The 17,307-nt window shown below is 33.9% G+C and carries 13 protein-coding genes, 2 tRNA genes, 2 pseudogenes and 1 riboswitch; of the genes and pseudogenes, 1 reads left to right on the forward strand and 16 read right to left on the reverse strand.

Annotation, left to right across the window (positions count from 1 at the left end; genetic code table 11):
- A pseudogene (locus HMPREF2930_RS11400) lies at positions 1–571 on the forward strand (transposase); the annotation flags it as partial.
- Between the two features lie 116 nt (positions 572–687).
- Here the strand turns inward: HMPREF2930_RS11400 and rlmH are convergent.
- From rlmH to HMPREF2930_RS04180, 16 genes and pseudogenes are all read right to left on the reverse strand, one after another.
- A complete protein-coding gene (gene rlmH, locus HMPREF2930_RS04105; RefSeq protein WP_017175609.1) occupies positions 688–1,167 on the reverse strand; it encodes a 23S rRNA (pseudouridine(1915)-N(3))-methyltransferase RlmH in 480 nt (159 codons plus the stop codon).
- Between the two features lie 420 nt (positions 1,168–1,587).
- Positions 1,588–2,370 (reverse strand): MBL fold metallo-hydrolase, encoded by a 783-nt coding sequence (locus HMPREF2930_RS04110; protein WP_029376799.1) that lies wholly within the window; start codon positions 2,368–2,370, stop codon positions 1,588–1,590.
- A gap of 274 nt (positions 2,371–2,644) precedes the next feature.
- Positions 2,645–3,435: pseudogene (locus HMPREF2930_RS04115) on the reverse strand (two-component system regulatory protein YycI).
- Positions 3,436–4,767 (reverse strand): YycH family regulatory protein, encoded by a 1,332-nt coding sequence (locus HMPREF2930_RS04120; protein WP_017175612.1) that lies wholly within the window; start codon positions 4,765–4,767, stop codon positions 3,436–3,438. It lies immediately after the preceding pseudogene.
- Positions 4,757–6,583 carry a cell wall metabolism sensor histidine kinase WalK gene (gene walK / locus HMPREF2930_RS04125; protein WP_002454565.1) on the reverse strand — a complete coding sequence of 609 codons (1,827 nt, stop codon included), beginning with the start codon at positions 6,581–6,583 and terminating at the stop codon, positions 4,757–4,759. The genes HMPREF2930_RS04120 and walK overlap by 11 nt, the downstream gene beginning before the upstream one ends.
- A gap of 12 nt (positions 6,584–6,595) precedes the next feature.
- Positions 6,596–7,297 (reverse strand): response regulator YycF, encoded by a 702-nt coding sequence (gene yycF / locus HMPREF2930_RS04130; RefSeq protein ID WP_017175613.1) that lies wholly within the window; start codon positions 7,295–7,297, stop codon positions 6,596–6,598.
- A gap of 488 nt (positions 7,298–7,785) precedes the next feature.
- Positions 7,786–7,858: transfer RNA gene (locus tag HMPREF2930_RS04135), tRNA-Asp, on the reverse strand.
- 5 nt (positions 7,859–7,863) lie between these two features.
- Positions 7,864–7,938, reverse strand: a tRNA-Glu gene (locus HMPREF2930_RS04140).
- 390 nt (positions 7,939–8,328) lie between these two features.
- Positions 8,329–9,612, reverse strand: a complete 1,284-nt coding sequence (locus HMPREF2930_RS04145; protein ID WP_017175614.1) for an adenylosuccinate synthase — start codon at positions 9,610–9,612, stop codon at positions 8,329–8,331.
- A 279-nt stretch (positions 9,613–9,891) separates the two neighbouring features.
- Complete coding sequence (gene dnaB / locus HMPREF2930_RS04150; RefSeq protein ID WP_002449507.1) at positions 9,892–11,292, reverse strand: replicative DNA helicase; 1,401 nt, start codon at positions 11,290–11,292, stop codon at positions 9,892–9,894.
- Between the two features lie 108 nt (positions 11,293–11,400).
- Complete coding sequence (gene rplI / locus HMPREF2930_RS04155; protein ID WP_002488452.1) at positions 11,401–11,847, reverse strand: 50S ribosomal protein L9; 447 nt, start codon at positions 11,845–11,847, stop codon at positions 11,401–11,403.
- The gene (locus HMPREF2930_RS04160) at positions 11,844–13,811 is read right to left on the reverse strand and encodes a DHH family phosphoesterase (RefSeq protein WP_017175615.1); all 1,968 of its coding nucleotides are present in this window, start codon (positions 13,809–13,811) and stop codon (positions 11,844–11,846) included. Before HMPREF2930_RS04160 ends, rplI begins: the two co-directional genes overlap by 4 nt.
- 27 nt (positions 13,812–13,838) lie before the next feature.
- Positions 13,839–14,750: a YybS family protein gene (locus HMPREF2930_RS04165; protein ID WP_017175616.1), complete on the reverse strand. Its 912-nt coding sequence runs from the start codon at positions 14,748–14,750 to the stop codon at positions 13,839–13,841.
- A gap of 89 nt (positions 14,751–14,839) precedes the next feature.
- The gene (locus tag HMPREF2930_RS04170) at positions 14,840–15,808 is read right to left on the reverse strand and encodes a homoserine O-acetyltransferase MetX (protein ID WP_017175617.1); all 969 of its coding nucleotides are present in this window, start codon (positions 15,806–15,808) and stop codon (positions 14,840–14,842) included.
- 71 nt (positions 15,809–15,879) lie between these two features.
- Positions 15,880–15,980, reverse strand: a riboswitch (SAM riboswitch).
- An 85-nt stretch (positions 15,981–16,065) separates the two neighbouring features.
- Positions 16,066–16,395 carry an AzlD domain-containing protein gene (locus HMPREF2930_RS04175; RefSeq protein WP_017175618.1) on the reverse strand — a complete coding sequence of 110 codons (330 nt, stop codon included), beginning with the start codon at positions 16,393–16,395 and terminating at the stop codon, positions 16,066–16,068.
- Positions 16,392–17,087: an AzlC family ABC transporter permease gene (locus HMPREF2930_RS04180; RefSeq protein WP_017175619.1), complete on the reverse strand. Its 696-nt coding sequence runs from the start codon at positions 17,085–17,087 to the stop codon at positions 16,392–16,394. The genes HMPREF2930_RS04175 and HMPREF2930_RS04180 overlap by 4 nt, the downstream gene beginning before the upstream one ends.
- Positions 17,088–17,307: the final 220 nt, after the last annotated feature.

Here is a 17,307-nt window from a genome sequence, read left to right on the forward strand (position 1 = left end):
TATACTATAAATTCAACTTTGCAACAGAACCCTCTAAAGCATTCTATCATTTTAATCGAATGCCACTCATAACTTATGAAATGTTTATAAAAGATAAAACTAAAAAATATAAAAGTGACATTTCTTAATACTCAAAATGGGGATTATGACGAAATTAACGATGAATTCACTTGTCCGAATAATAAAAGACTAGGATTTAAAAGATATGCCTATAGCCATGATAAATATAGTTTTTAAACGAGACTTTAAATTATATGAATGTGATGATTGTTCAGAATGTCCTCTGAAACACCAATGTATAAAGTATAAACTTCAAATCAAAAACAAAAACCATCTACAGTCAAAAAAAGTTGATGTGGAGCCTGTTTTTTGGATTTATTAAGGCCATTTTGGATTTCACTCGAATGTCCGTTCGAGGAATAAAAAAGACAAAAGAGAACTAGAATTTGTGCTGATGGCACTTAATATAAGAAATGTAACAGCTCAACGATCTGAAAATAATCAAAAAAATTATAAAAAAGACAATTTTTATATTACTTCAATAGAAATTGTCTTTTTTCACTTATCCTAGAACTTTATGTCCCAAACTCTTAACTTTCTTCAATACATTTTTGCCTTAACATCATTGCCAAAAAAGTTCAAACTTTTAATTGTTAATATATCATTATAATATTCATTTTTTTAGTTTTATTTGTGGTACGCTTCGCCTCTCATAATTTTAAATGCTCGATACACTTGTTCGATTAAGACGACGCGCATCATTTGGTGTGGGAAGGTCATTTTGCTAAATGAGAGTGCGTAGTTGCTGCGATTTAAGACGTCTTGATGGAGTCCGTTTGATCCCCCAATGACGAAGACGAAGTCACTTTGTCCTTGTGTCATACGTTGTTGTAGTTCTTTAGCTAAACCTTCCGATGATAACATTTTACCTTGTATTTCTAATGTAATAACGGTGGCTTGTGGTTTAATTTTGGCTAATAATCGTTGTCCTTCTTTTTCTTTGACTTGTTCAATCTCTTTATCACTCATATTTTCAGGTGCTTTTTCATCCGGCACTTCAATCATCTCAATTTTAGAGTATGCCCCGAGTCTTTTTTCATATTCAGCAATCGCTTGTTTCCAGTACTTTTCTTTTAATTTTCCGACAGCTAAAATAGTAATCTTCATTATAGTCCTCCATGTTGATAATAGTTATTCGACTTATCCACAAGTTATCAACTTGTTAACAGAATTCCCTCTAATTATAACAGTAATGTATATAAATTCTGTGGAAAATTCAAGATTTATCTACAAAAAATCTCATTCATCCATCACTTTTGTGGATAAGTCTGTGTATAATGTGAGTATTTCTGTGTGTATTATTCACAATAGTGGATAACTTTCTTCAGATTTGGGGATAACTTCACGACCGTCTTTTATATTTATTCACAGATTCTAAGTAAATCACTTTAATTATCCACTTTTTAATGAATATTCATGTATAGTCCAAATTGTTAGATCATATCTTTAATTTTTCCAAAAAAAGAGCTTAATAAAAACCTCATATTCCCTTAAGATTTTCATTAAGCTTCATACTTCTTTTCAATTTTATAACGTGTAAATCGGTGTCGCTTGTGCTTTATCTGTGTCACATAACAATACTTCTTTTTCAGTATCGATATCATGTTCATTTAATACTTGTCCGACGCTCATTCGTGCTAAATCTTTCATATTATTATCACGAGATAAATGTGAAAGATAGATACGTTTCGTATTACCTGTAATCACATCCGCCATCGCATGTCCTGCATCTTCATTTGACACATGTCCCATATCACTTAAAATACGCTGTTTCGTCTTCCAAGGATAACGACACATGCGTAACATATCCACATCATGATTACTTTCAAACATAAATGCGTCACTACCTTGAATCATACCTTTCATTCGGTCTGACACATAGCCGGTATCTGTAATCATCGTAAATTTCTTATAGTTATTATGGAAAATGTAAAATTGTGGATCAATCGCATCATGAGAGACATTAAACGATTCTATATCAAAACCTGCAATAGATTTTGTTTCATAGGGATTGAAAATAAATTTTTGATCCATCGGAATTTTATCATCTTTTTTTTCAATCGCTTTCCAAGTTTTTTCATTCGCATACACTGGTAAACCATATCGACGTGCAATGACGCCAAGTCCTTTAATATGGTCGCTATGTTCATGTGTCACTAGGATGCCATTCAGATTCTTCATATCCCTATCAATCTGACTAAATAAATCTTCCATCTTTTTACCCGTAAGACCGACATCTACTAAAAGACTGCCTTTCTCACTTTCTACATAAGTCGCGTTTCCTGTACTACCGCTTGCTAATACGCTCATTCGAATCAAGATGGTTCATCCTTTCTCATTATCTTAAGTTTTAATTATTTAGAGTGCCTTCAGTCTAATTATTTTATATTTACTCTTTTTTCTAAAAAAATATAGTTTCGAACTTGTATCTCTGTTCGAAACTTTCCGCTCTAAAAGTACTTTTATAGTATACTATACCAACCTGTAACTAAAAATTCCAATTCTCTGTTTATATTAAATATGTAAGAGCAAAACAACGGGCAAATTTGACCGCCATTTTGCTCTATTTAAAATGATTCACTTTTTAGTTATCAATCACTTTTGGATTGACTGAAGTGGCTTCAACATAATATTTTTCGTTTCTTCTTTACCTTTATGTTTCACTTTGATTTCCCAGTTTGCTTGTAGTAATTGAACGTTGGTTTCTCTTACTACTGAGTAATATCCTAATCTTGCATCTAATACTTCATCGCCAGCTTTTAAGTAACGATTGAAATACAAGCTTTCAATTGCTTTACGCGGTGTAATGACTTGCTTCTTAGGATTATTGTCACCTTTTGCAGGTTCAATTTTACTCATTAATGTTTGTTTATACATTGTCGCTTTACCATCGTCTATATTAAAGCGAAGGCGTGCTTTATTGTTATTAAGCAATGGGTACCCATCATATGTTTGTTCATAGGTAACAGCATTTGAATTAATATCGCCAAGTTGATAGACCTTACCATTATAAATATGATTGATAATGTAATCTTTTAAATCACTAAGATTACGATCACTTACATTTACAGTATTATCTACGTCACCACTTACTGTGAAACCAGAATCACTTGTTTCTAATGAAGATTTATTTTCAGCGTATGATTTAAAGTTTTTAGAAGTAGCAGTAATCATTTGCATCTTCGTACCACTTACATCTTTATTTAATACATCTGTCGATACTTTAATCTCTTCTTGCTGGAAGTTGACTTCATTATCGCTTTCAGTTTCATTAATTTGCGATTTAGTCACCTTATTAATATAAATCAGAATGAGAAAAATATTGACTAGAACAAACACGAAAATAAACAATGTTTTGGTTAGTTTCCAGTTCATTTATTCAAGCCTCCCATCCTGATATACATACCATTCACCATCATACTCAACATACCACGTTGGAATAAATTCACTATTACGTTGTACTTCGATGTCATCTTTATCTGGCTGATCATCTTCTTTATAGCCAACGATCATATTCGATATTTTTTCAAAATCAATATTATGATTGTTCGCAAGTGACGCACGCACAGTTTCCAAACTATCTAATGATGTCGTTGCACCTTCTAAAGGCACGCTTGAACGTAGAAGAGCACGTTTATAGTCATAAATTCCTTTTTCTCCCCAAGTCACGTTAATTTCATTTAACTGCTGATCATTAAATGTAGGATGTCCATTGAGGAATAATTGATAGGTTAATTCTCCTGACATATTATCCGTATTGAACAGACGGAAATCATCGTTAAAGAAACCACCATGATTATTAATATATTCGAATGTACTTGGAATGGAGGTATCCATATCTTTCGAACCTGATTCATCTTCAGATAAGTTTTTATAATGGTACTTTTTACTGTCATCATTATAGTTTGCGACGCCGGTATTATTATTATATGTGGTTGAACCACTTTTTCCGCTTCGAATAATGACAGAATCATCAAATAAAATTGAGTTCATCGTTTCGACTGAAATCGTATCATATACCATACGATATGAGCGTAGGTCTTTTGGATGTTTCGGCGCAAAAATATGCGTTGATTTATCAATCGTCGTCTTATTCGTAATCACTTCCGAATAGGTTTCCATATCTTTTTCTAAATGATGAATGGTTTTAGTAAATGGCGTTACCTTAGCGTCTATCGTCACTTTCATGACTTGTTGATGATGTTTACTCAACGCATATAATTCTAAATCACCCTTAGGATTTTTATCAATTAAAATTCGATTAAAACTAAAATGTTTAGGAATTTTAGCTGAGTTATTAAGTACTTGACCTAAATAGGTTGTTAATGGCATATCATACGTAAAATCCAACACGACAAAATCATGGTCTAATATCGGAGTTTGCAAGTTATACCCTTTTTGCATCAATTCTACTTTACTCACTTCATGATCTTTGAGTGGATCAATAACTTGAGCGAGTTGAGGTCTTGATGGTGTCAATCCTTTTACTTCATCCCCTTTAACTGACACAACTTGATAAGGTGAAATTACTGTGTCCATCTTTGCAGCTAAAGGTTTACCAATGGTTTTAGTATTATTTTTTTTACTATCCGCGCTGTCTAAATTATTTAAATCTGGAGTAAAATTCCAAATCATATACGTAAGGACAATACTCATCATGACTAAAAGAAAAAGGATAACTGATTTAATATGTTCCTTACTGTTCATCCCAATCACCGTCGTCTATCACTTCACATGGAAGTGTAATAAATATCGATGTGCCTTGTCCTTCAACACTGTTTGCCCAGATACGACCATTATGTGCTTCGACAATCTCTTTTGAAATGGCCAGTCCAAGCCCCGTACCACCCATTTTACGTGTACGTGCTTTATCTACGCGGTAGAAGCGATCAAAGATTTTATCCACTTTATTAATTGGAATACCAATTCCATTATCTTTAATACGAATGGTCATTCGATTATAAAGTGCATTTTGTTTCACGTGGAACTCGACACGTTTATCTCCACGAGAATATTTCATCGCATTCGTAATAACGTTATCAAATACTTGTGTCATCTTATCTGGATCTATTTCTGTGAAAATCGTTTCATTTGGAATTTCACGTACAAACGTTGTATCTTTCGCTGCCATTTCATGTCGATTAATAATTTTATTAATAAACATATTAAAGTCGACAATTTCTTTTGTAATTTGTTCTGTTTCATTATCCATTTTAGATAATTGAAGTAAATCATTGACCAGTCGAATCATACGTTCTGTTTCTTCACGTGTGACTGAAAGGAACGATGGCGCAAGATTTTCATCTTTCCAAGCGCCTTCTTCAAGTGCCTCAATATAACTGTTCATTGATGTTAATGGCGTACGTAATTCGTGTGATACATTGGCAACGAATTCGCGACGTTCACGTTCCACTTGTTGTTGCTCTGTAACATCGTGTAATACGGCGATATAACCATTAACAAATCCTGTATCTTGTACAATCGTACTAAAGTTGACACGTGCAATAATACCTTCTTCTTCGTTCATATCAATTAAGATACTATCATTATTCTCTTGAATTTCTTCTAATGAAAAATCGCCTTCTATTTTTAAAACATTTAGCATGTAATACCCAATGAGGTCTTCTTTCGCCATACCTAACATTTTAATCGCCATATCATTCACAATACGAATACGACCACGTCGATCCGTCGCAATAATACCATCACTCATATGTGTGATGACAGAATCGAGTCGACGTTTTTCACTTTCTGTATTCGCTTGGGCTTCTTGTACACGTTTAGAAAGATTATTAAACGCAAGCGCAAGTTCACCAATTTCGTCATTGCCATAAATCTTAACACGCTGTGTATAGTTCCCTTTCGACATTTCAACTGTTTGGTTACGCATATCTGTAATCGGTCGCGTAATCGTTCGCGCAATAAAGAAACCGAGTATGACTGTGATAAATAAGGAAATAGCCGTACCAATAATAAAGATTTGGTTAATATTGTTAAGCTGGTTATATACATCATTAATATTTGACTCTATGTAAATATTACCGATCACATCATTGCCATTCTTAACTGGTAAGTTGTAAATCCAAATTCGTTCTTTACCATTACCATAGTCTTTTAAGACGTTATGACTATTTGCTTCGCCAAGAGAGATTGCTTTTTGAACAGAATTATCATTCACTTTTTGATTAATTAAGCTATGTGATGATAACTTCGCTGTAGCCATTATAATTTGATCTTTATCAATAAAGCGGATTTCTTCAATCTCTTGTCGGTTAGCGTATTCATTCAGTAGCGATTGAACTTCCTTTTGTGCATTTGAAGGATTATCTTTATAAATACGCTCAATATTGACTTCGAGTTGTGTCGCATATTGTTTAATATTCTTCATGAAATTATTGGTTAATTCTTTTTCTAAACTATTAGTGAAATACAGACCAATAATCTGCATTCCAATAATAATCAGTAAGACATAAACAATAACGAGTTTTGTGTGAAGGGATTGGAGTTGTTTCAGCCACTTCATCGTTTGCAACCCCTAATCATGTTGTTGGAGGAAGTATCCAACGCCTCGACGTGTCACTATATATTCTGGATGAGATGGATCGTCTTCAATTTTTTCTCTTAAACGACGAATGGTTACATCCACTGTACGCACGTCTCCAAAATAATCGTAGCCCCAAACCGTTTGTAATAAGTGTTCACGTGTCATAACTTGACCCATATGTTTTGACAAATAGTGGAATAATTCAAATTCACGATGTGTTAATTCAATATCCTCACCACGTTTTTTAATTGAATAAGCCTCAGGATAAATTACGATATCTTTAATCGCAATTTCATTCGTTGTATCTTCTGATTCTTGCGCAGGTTGAGCATAGTGACGTCTTAAATTTGCTTTCACACGTGCAATTAATTCACGTGTGCTAAATGGTTTCGTCACATAATCATCAGCGCCTAATTCAAGGCCCAATACTTTATCAATTTCTGAGTCTTTCGCTGTTAACATAATAATTGGCATGTCGTATTTTTTACGTACTTCACGACATACTTCCATACCATCGCGACCAGGTAACATAATGTCTAACAATACGATGTCTGGCTCTTCTTCATAAATTAAATCGACGGCATCATTACCATCATAAGCGCAATGCACTTCATAGCCTTCTTTTTTTAAATTAAATTCTAAAATATCCGCAATTGGCTTTTCATCATCAACTACAACAACTTTTCTAGCCATATCTATAAACCTCATTTCTCAAATTGTAGTTCAAACCTTAATGTTTATTATATTTTGAGTAAAACATTAACTGTATTATATGGCGCTATCTTACGTCTTAACGCACGTTTATCTACTATATAATTTAACATTAATATTCACTTAATTCTATTTTCATATTTAAAATTATAGAATAACATTAATTTAAAGTTTACCACGCTCGTTTTATATTACAAATAAGTTGAGCGCCTTGAATATTGGACAAAAGTCGTAGGAAGACTGAAACAGTACAATGTTACAAAATGATGATAGTGAATAGTCGTTGAAAATTAAGAGTGATATATAAAAGATGTATAAAAAAAGAGAGAAATATTAAAAATATATTGCGACGTCATCTATTTGTAATACACACATCGCTTTACTCATGATAACGTCTATATATTTATAAAAATAAAGAAGCAATATTAAAAAAGTATAAAAAAAATGCCTACCCTTTTGGATAAGCAATACGGTCTCGACGGGAATCGAACCCGCGATCTCCTGCGTGACAGGCAGGCGTGTTAACCGCTACACTACGAGACCTAAAATGGTGACTCCTACGGGACTCGAACCCGTGTTACCGCCGTGAAAGGGCGGTGTCTTAACCGCTTGACCAAGGAGCCGTTCTTAAGCACAAGATAGATTATAGCATAGCTTTTATTTTAAAGACAAGAACTTTTTTACATAATTTTAATATTTTTTTATAATTCCTTAATTTTTAGAAAAAAAGAGTTGTTTTGAAGGTATATTACATAACAATATACTTTTTTTCTTTACTTTTACATTATTAATTCATATTCAAATTTAAATGATACGTTTATCATTATCATATTTTATATATAAAAAACGTTGCTAAAGTGAGTCACTTTAACAACGTTAGATGTATACAATTAAATGTTTTATTATTAACGGGCTTCGAAACGTAATTCTCTCATCCATCATATGCTAATCTCTAAAATCAAAAACCGATTTTCGCTCTTAGCACGTTATTGCTCTAGGTTTATACGCTTTTCTTACCATAATTTTTCTAATAGGTTTGTTTGCTCACGGTCAGGGCCTACAGAGAAGATTGAAATATGAACGCCACATAATTCAGAAATACGTTCTAAGTATTTACGTGCGTTTTCAGGTAATTCTTCTAATGTACGACAACCTGTAATGTCTTCCGTCCAACCAGGTAATTCTTCGAAGATGGGTTTACAACGACGTAATTGATCTAAGTTTGCTGGATATTCTGTGATTGTTTCACCATCTAACTCATATGCTGTACAGATTTTAACTGTATCTAAACCTGTTAAAACGTCAATTGAGTTAATAGATAAGTCTGTAATACCACTTACACGACGAGAGTGACGTAATACAACTGAGTCGAACCAACCTACACGACGAGGACGTCCTGTTGTCGTTCCATATTCACGACCTACTTCTCTAATATGATGACCATCTTCATCGAATAATTCAGTAGGGAATGGGCCATCACCTACACGAGATGTATAGGATTTACATACACCAATCACTTTAGATACGAAGGTTGGACCCACGCCAGTTCCTACTGTCACGTTACCTGCAACAGGATTACTTGACGTTACGAAAGGATATGTACCATGGTCGATATCTAACATAACACCTTGTGCACCTTCAAATAAAACCTTTTCATCAGCTACGAAAGCGTCATCCAAAATTTTAGCTGTATCTGTAACGAATTCTTTTAAACGTTGACCAGCGGCATAGTATTCATCGAACATTTCATCAAAGTGTGGACAAGTTTCATTAAACATCCCTTTGAAATATGCATTTTTAATCTCAATATTTTCTTTTAAACGTCTTTCAAATGTATCTTTTTCTAATAGATCAGCCATACGAATACCAATACGTTGTGCTTTATCTACATAAGCTGGTCCAATACCTTTTTTCGTTGTACCGATTTTATTATCGCCGCGACGACGTTCTTCATATTCATCTTGTGCTAAGTGATACGGTAAGATGACTTGCGCACGGTTTGAAATACGTAGATTATCTGTAGAAATACCACGTTCATTTAAACCGTCTAATTCTTTTAATAATGCAACAGGATCTACAACCACTCCATTACCAATCACTGCTAATTTATCTTTATAAAAAATACCTGATGGTACTAAATGTAATTTGTATGTTTCTCCACCAAACTGAATGGTATGACCTGCGTTATTACCACCTGAAAAACGCGCAATCACATCTGCTTGTTCTGCTAAGAAATCTGTAATTTTACCTTTACCTTCGTCTCCCCATTGTGTCCCAACTACTACGATTGATGACATGTGAGCACCTCCAAAGTTTTCTCAATTAACCACTAAGTATTCTATCAATACGTTTCATATAATGCAAATAAAAATCGAACATTAAAAATAGCATTCACATCAGTCAAATAAATACGTATTTTTTATTAAAAAACCTTTAAAATTGCTAATTTACCAGTATCTCAAGTCAGTTTTACAAATGTTTAATACACATACTTCACTTAACTTTACTTTTTAAAAACAAAATAAAAACCGTACATTTATATTAAAAATAATAATAATGTACGGTAAAAAATATTTTTATGACATGTCTGCATGTGCATAATCAATGTCTGTAAATTTATTATATTGTTTCATAAAGTGTAACTTCACTGTGCCTGTCGGGCCGTTACGTTGTTTGGCAATAATAATTTCAATCTCACCATTATCGTCATTGGATTGAGGTTCGAACTGCGTACTATCGTCATCTTCTTCACCATCGCCTCGATTATAATAATCATCACGATACAAGAACGCAACAATATCTGCGTCTTGCTCAATTGATCCTGATTCACGAATATCACTCATCATTGGTCGTTTATCTTGACGTTGTTCTACGCCACGAGATAACTGACTCAGTGCGATAACGGGACATTCTAATTCACGAGCGATGGCTTTTAACGTACGTGAGATTTCAGAGACTTCTTGTTGTCTATTATCTGAAAAGCGTGAGCCACTCCCTTGAATAAGTTGTAGATAGTCAATGACAATCATATCAAGACCATGTTCTTGTTTAAGACGACGACACTTTGATCGTAAATCTGTAATACGAATTCCTGGTGTATCATCAATAAAAATCTTTGTTCTCGATAATTTACCTACTGCAATCGTAAATCGATTCCAGTCTTCTTCTGTCATTGTCCCTGTTCTTAAACGGTTAGAATCTACATTTCCTGAACTACAAATCATACGTGTCGCAAGTTGATCGGCACCCATTTCAAGTGAAAAAATACCTACTGTATAGTTATCTTCATGAGTGGCTACTTTTTGAGCGATATTAAGTGCGAAGGCAGTCTTACCTACAGAAGGACGGGCTGCTAAAATAATTAAATCATTTCTATTAAAGCCCGCAGTCATCTGGTCTAAATCGCGGTATCCAGTAGGAATACCCGGCGTTTGCCCACTATTTTGATCAAGTTCCTCTGCAGTCTCATATACTTGACCTAAGACATCTCTAATATCTTTAAATCCATCACTTTGACGGTTTGCTGAGAGTTCAAGAATACGTTTTTCAGCATCACTTAAAATAGCATCTAATTCAAGCTCATTATTATACCCATCATTCGCAATGCTATCAGCTGTTTGAATTAATCGACGTTTAAGCGCAAGATTAGCAACTATATTTCTATAGTATTCAATATTACGTGTCGTCGGTACATTATTCGATAATTCAGCTAAATATTGAGGGCCACCAGCCTCACTTAATGTACCTTCTTTCGTTAATTGTTCCATTAACGTGACTACATCAATCTCATGAGCATCTTCGTTTAAGTTCATCATTGCTCTAAAGATATGTTGGTGTGCACCTCTATAAAACGACTCAGGAAGTAATACCTCCTGAGTCGAACCTATTAATTCTGGATCTAAAATAATTGCACCTAAGACAGACTGTTCAGCTTCATTGTTATGGGGCATTTGTCTTTGATCATACATATTATCCATCAATCATTACACCCATCTATCTTAAAATTTTCGACATGCTAGTGCAACATTATATCTTTCTATGAATTGCTTTTAAAAGAATGGACTACCTATTTGTCCTAAATCTTTTTATTTTTCTACAGTGTGTACGCGAATTGTACCTTCAACTTCTTTGTCTAATTTAACAGGTACATTAGTATAACCTAACGCGTGAATACCGTGTGGTAAATCCATTTTACGTTTATCAATTTTAATATCGTGTTGATTTTTTAATGCGTCAGCAATTTGTTTTGTACTAATAGAACCAAACAATTTACCGCCTTCACCAGTTTTAGCACTTACTTCAACTTCGATATCTTCTAATTTTGCTTTTAATGCTTTAGCATCATCGATTTCTTGTTGTCTATCCGCTTCAGCACGTCTATTTTGTTGTTCTAATTGTTTTAAATTACCTGGTGTTGCTTCAACAGCATATTTATTTTTTAATAAAAAGTTATTTGCGTAACCTACTGGCACGTCTTTAACTTCACCTTTTTTACCTTTACCTTTAACATCTTGTGTAAATATTACTTTCATGTATCTTCACTCCTACTCATTTGTTCAGTAATTGCTTGTTGTAATTGCTCGATTGCTTCTTCTATAGTGACACCTTTTATTTGCGTTGCAGCATTTGTTAAGTGACCTCCGCCACCTAAGGCTTCCATTGTTAATTGAACATTAATACCGCCTAATGAACGTGCTGAAATACCAATAAGATTATCTTCACGTTTCGCTACAACGTAAGAAGCTTCAATGCCTTCTAAACTTAACAATTCATCCGCAGCTTGTGCAACTGTTACAGGATGATAGATTTTATCATTAGAACCGTGAGCAATCGCGACACCGTGATCTTGAACTTCAACTGTACGTATCAATTCAGAACGATTAATATACGTATCAACATCATCTTTAAGGAATTGTTGCGTTAAGATTGTATCGGCACCATGCGCACGTAAATAACTTGCCGCATCAAACGTTCTTGAACCTGTTCGTAATGTAAAATTACGTGTATCAACAATAATACCTGCATACATAATTGTAGATTCTAAACGTGATAAACGTTGTTCTGTTGGCTGATATTCTAATAACTCTGTGACAAGTTCTGCAGTTGAACTTGCATAAGGTTCCATATAAACGAGTAATGGATTTGAAATAAAGCTTTCTCCACGTCTATGATGATCAATGACTACTTTACGATTCGCTTTATTTAAAATATTTTCATCTAATACCATTTCAGGTTTATGTGTGTCTACCACAACAACCGTTGTTTTTGACGTCATCATATCCCAAGCCTCATCAGATGTCACAAATCGTTCTTTCAATTCAGGTTTTTTATCAATTTCTTCCATCACACGACTTAATGTTGGATCGATATCTTCTTCATTAAGTACCACATATGCTTCTAAATTATTCATTGACGCAAATCGAGATACTCCAATAGCTGCGCCAACCGCATCTAAGTCGGGACGTTTATGTCCCATAATAATCACTTTGTCGCCTTCAGTTAAGATATCTTTCAATGCGTGAGAGATAACACGTGCTCTAACACGTGTTCGTTTTTCCATCGGGTCAGTCTTACCTCCGTAAAAGCGGACATTACCATTCATGTTTTTAATTGCAACTTGGTCTCCTCCACGACCTAAGGCTAAATCAAGTCCTGATTGAGATAATTCACCAAGTTCAATTAAATCTTCGGTACCTTCACCAACACCAATACTTAATGTCAATTGTGCACGATAGCCTACACTTTTTTCACGTAACTGACTTAGAATATCAAAATTAGAATCTTCTATTTCTGCTAAGATTTTTTGGTTTAAATACGCTACGAATTGATCTGAACTATAACGTTTAAAATAAATGTTATATTCAGTTGCCCATCGACTAATAATACGTGTCACCATTGAGTTGATTTCAGAACGTTGTGTGTCATTCATATTTTGTGTAATTTCATCGTAGTTATCTAAAAACAACGTTGCAATGATAGGCTTTGATTCTTCATATAATTCATTTGTATGTACTTCTTCTGTAATATCGAAGAAATATAAACAACGTTCTTCTTCAGAATAACGCACATGATAATGGTACTGACCATGTTCGATTTCTATTTCTTGTATTCTTTCAAGTTGCTTAAGAATATTCGGAAAAACTTCATTGACTGGTTCTGAGATGACATTCGTTTCTAGATGTTCAGACATATATTGGTTGATCCATTCGATGTGATCGTCAGCATCAATCACAACTAAACCAATTGGCATGCGTTTAATTGCTTTATTACTTCCTGCTGAAATATGACCACTCAGATTATCCACATAATGATCCATTTTTGATAATGCTTGTTTAATCAATACCGCACTAATGACGATCATAATGATTAAAGCAATCGCCGTAAACGTTGCAATTAAAGGTTTAAATATAAACCCTACAATAACAATTGCAATTGCCGTAAGCACCATCAAAATGTAAGGAATAAGCAATGCTTTTTTAGTGGATTGACGGTTCATTCTTCCACCTCTATTCACTTTTTAAAGTCATTTTTTAATCATTCGTTTTAAGTTAATTCCTAAATCAAGTACGCCAAGTAATGATACGATATGCGTAAAGGGTGAAATCACTGTCCCCACGACCATTAATAATATAGATACCGCATCAGGTAATCGTTTGGCCTTTCCAAAGAAATGAATCAAACTCAATCCTTGGATATACATTAATAATGATAACACAACTTCGAAATTCAATACGATACTTTGGAATATACTTGGTTTCATCGCAAACATCACACATACTAGCACAATCATGTAAATCCATAATAATGTGCGATTCATCTGCCAAGCAAATAAAGGTCTAAAAATAGGTGTTGCTACTTTGAATTTGCGTAAAATTGGAAATGTAATGATGATATTAATTAAAACTAAAAGAAAGACCATAATAATGATGTAACTTGGAAGTTGAACAGCCATTTGACGAAATCCTTCTTCTAAGATGATCTTATAATCTGATTCAACGCCTGAATTTACAATCGCATTGTTCATTGCGTCTTTTGCTGGTTTAATCAATACTTCGGTATTTGGAATCTTTTTGAACGCTTGTAATAACATAAATGCAATTAACGTCACAATACTTATATACATTGTTGTAATATATAAGATGCGTTCTTTAGATGTACGTTCTTTTAATAATTGGCCAATTACAAAACTTAGTAATAAAACTAGAATCATGGCACTTAATACAAAGGTATTCCCTAATAAGGTCGTGATGACTACAGTGAGTAAAGCTCCAATTCCAAATGTAGCAATTGATTTATGCCACATGATAATCCCTGGAATGGTAGCGAATAAACATAGAATCAGACCAATTATTGGCAATACATACGTAACTAAAGCAACTGCTACAAGCACGATAGTTCCTATAATTATTGCTTTAGGATGTACTTTTGAAAACACATTCGCCACTCCTATACTTTTTTGACTATAACGTCTATTTTAACCTCTATATTCAAATTAAACAAATGTGTTAACTGTTCTCTTATCTATTATTTTCGTTTGAATTTCGAAACTTTTAAAAAGTGATACAAGTTAGGTGCCCAGTCATTAAAATTAAGTAAAAAACCATCATGGCCTACGTTGTCTGGAACAAAAAAGTGACGATGATATTTAAAACGTTCTCCTACTGCTCTAACTTGATCATCTGGATATAACAAGTCATCTGTAAAGCCCATAGTTAGTACTTTTGTATTTAAAGATTGGAAGACCTCATCCACATCATCGCGCTGACGATCAAGATGATGACTATCTAAGACATTCAACATCGTTAAGTAACACGATAAATCGTAGGATTCTTTAAACTTATTGCCTTGATAACGTTGATAATTGACTACTTCATCTGGTGTGAAACGCGCGTCATAACTTTTTGAAGAACGATATGTTAAGAATCCAAGTTGTCTTGCAATACTAAGTCCCTCTTTACCTCCAATATGAATCGCTTCACGTGCAATTTCATTGAAAGCACGACTGTATGAAGAGGTTTTATCTGTAGCTGCTAAGATGACTGCCTTATCTACTTCGAATTGATGATTATATAATAATTCCATCACTTGCATGCCACCTAAACTGCCACCAATTAAAATATCGATTTTAGTAAATCCAAGGGCCTTTATTCCCAATTCAATTGCCTTAACTATATCTCTTAATGTTATTGTTTTAGGAAAATGAGCATCGTTTAATGGGGAGCTTGAACCAAAAGGACTTCCAATAACATTAAAAGTAAGAAACTGATAATCATAGATTGGCATATAACCACCATCAATGATTTCACGCCACCATCCAGGATGTTCATCTGTACCATAAGTTAAATGATTACCAGTCAGAGCATGACAAACCACAACAAGCGGTTGTCCCGAATAACCTACGTGCTCATAACGCAATTTTAGATTCTCAATTGTTTCACCTGATTCTGTTGTAAAAGCACCTAAATGTAATGTATCTACTGTATAATTTGTCATGCTATGCCTCCTTAGAATAAAAAAATCGCTTCTACTCTTAATTTTAAAAGTGTGAAGCGATAATACTTTAGTACTTATCATTCGAGTATCTCGTTGGTTGTAGCACCGTACAATGATTTGTCGGTTGCTGAAGCTTCATAGGGCCAATTCCCTCTACTTCTCAAAATAAGAGTATCTATATATTGATTGCATTGTTTAATTTAAATTTATTTTAATACAATTGTCTGGTTAACTTCAATGCGCAGTAAATAAATGGATTAAAAGAACCATCGTATACCTGCAATGAATATAATACCTACAATAATAGTAATGGTTAGACTACGCGTCACAACTGCGATAATGACTGTAGGAATGGTTGCTACAATGAATGGAATATTTAATTCAAAGCCCTGCATGCCTTTATGTTGAACGATAAAACTATCAATAACTAGCGCAGTGAATAATGAAATCGGAATAAATGACAGCCATTTGATGACTGTTTCTGACAGTTGAATACGTGAAATCATTAAAAAGGGTACGACACGTACAATTAATGTCACTAATCCACATAAAACGATGAGTAAAAGCATATGTCCAGTTATCGTCATCGATCCATCACCACCCCAAGTGTTGCAGCACAAATTGATGTAACAAGAATGGCCACATAAGAGGGCATCAACCAACTTAAAATGAACATCATTACAATAACGAACGCAATTAATACGATATATATACTTATTTTGGAACGTGTAATCGTTTCAAATTGAGCCATAGCCAAGAAAATAAACATAGCTGTAATCGCAAAGTCTAATCCTAACATTTCAGGATGAGAGATGTATTTCCCAAAGACTGCTCCTAACACACAAGCGATTGCCCAAAATGAATAAGCAGTAATATTTAATCCATGTAACCATCGGTCATTAATTGTTTCCCCTTTTAAGTGTGGCGTTATAGCAACCCCAAAGGTCTCGTCAGTAAGAAGAGAAGACAAAGCTAAACGATTCCATATACCATAATCTTTATAATTAGGTGATAATGTCATAGACAATAAAAAGAAGCGGGAATTCACAATTAACGTTGTTAACACGATTGCTGATATAGGTGTACCAGTAATAACTAAAGCACAAATAATAAATTGTGCTGCGCCTGCATAAACCAATAAACATAACAGAAGAATTTCTAGAACACTAAAATCCTGAGAAGCTGCCACAATGCCAAATGATAGTCCTATACCGATGTATCCTAGTAGTGTTGGAATACATTCTTTGACTCCTTGTTGAAATGTTACATGTGACGTCATGTTAGCTCCCCCATTATATATGTATTTTCAAATTGACTATATATTTTAATTAAATTCAGTCTAATATAATCTAATAGACGCTTCAATATCTTTAGACGTCCGTTTGAGTGAGGTTAGAGAGAAGGGCGTTTAGAAATATTGATACTTCAACGTTTTAAAAATATCAGAAATTTTCGATATTTTTGAATTTACCTTTCTCAGGGCAGTCTTATTTTAATAT

It is taken from the genome of Staphylococcus sp. HMSC068C09, assembly GCF_001813735.1.
GTDB lineage: Bacteria > Bacillota > Bacilli > Staphylococcales > Staphylococcaceae > Staphylococcus > Staphylococcus hominis.

Bases quoted from the DNA above. Each gene is read 5' to 3' on its own strand.
- rlmH (WP_017175609.1), bottom strand. From the start codon at position 1,167: ATGAAGATTACTATTTTAGCTGTCGGAAAATTAAAAGAAAAGTACTGG.
- HMPREF2930_RS04110 (WP_029376799.1), bottom strand. From the start codon at position 2,370: ATGAGCGTATTAGCAAGCGGTAGTACAGGAAACGCGACTTATGTAGAA.
- HMPREF2930_RS04120 (WP_017175612.1), bottom strand. From the start codon at position 4,767: ATGAACAGTAAGGAACATATTAAATCAGTTATCCTTTTTCTTTTAGTC.
- walK (WP_002454565.1), bottom strand. From the start codon at position 6,583: ATGAAGTGGCTGAAACAACTCCAATCCCTTCACACAAAACTCGTTATT.
- yycF (WP_017175613.1), bottom strand. From the start codon at position 7,297: ATGGCTAGAAAAGTTGTTGTAGTTGATGATGAAAAGCCAATTGCGGAT.
- HMPREF2930_RS04145 (WP_017175614.1), bottom strand. From the start codon at position 9,612: ATGTCATCAATCGTAGTAGTTGGGACACAATGGGGAGACGAAGGTAAA.
- dnaB (WP_002449507.1), bottom strand. From the start codon at position 11,292: ATGGATAATATGTATGATCAAAGACAAATGCCCCATAACAATGAAGCT.
- rplI (WP_002488452.1), bottom strand. From the start codon at position 11,847: ATGAAAGTAATATTTACACAAGATGTTAAAGGTAAAGGTAAAAAAGGT.
- HMPREF2930_RS04160 (WP_017175615.1), bottom strand. From the start codon at position 13,811: ATGAACCGTCAATCCACTAAAAAAGCATTGCTTATTCCTTACATTTTG.
- HMPREF2930_RS04170 (WP_017175617.1), bottom strand. From the start codon at position 15,808: ATGACAAATTATACAGTAGATACATTACATTTAGGTGCTTTTACAACA.
- HMPREF2930_RS04175 (WP_017175618.1), bottom strand. From the start codon at position 16,395: ATGACGATAACTGGACATATGCTTTTACTCATCGTTTTATGTGGATTA.
- HMPREF2930_RS04180 (WP_017175619.1), bottom strand. From the start codon at position 17,087: ATGACGTCACATGTAACATTTCAACAAGGAGTCAAAGAATGTATTCCA.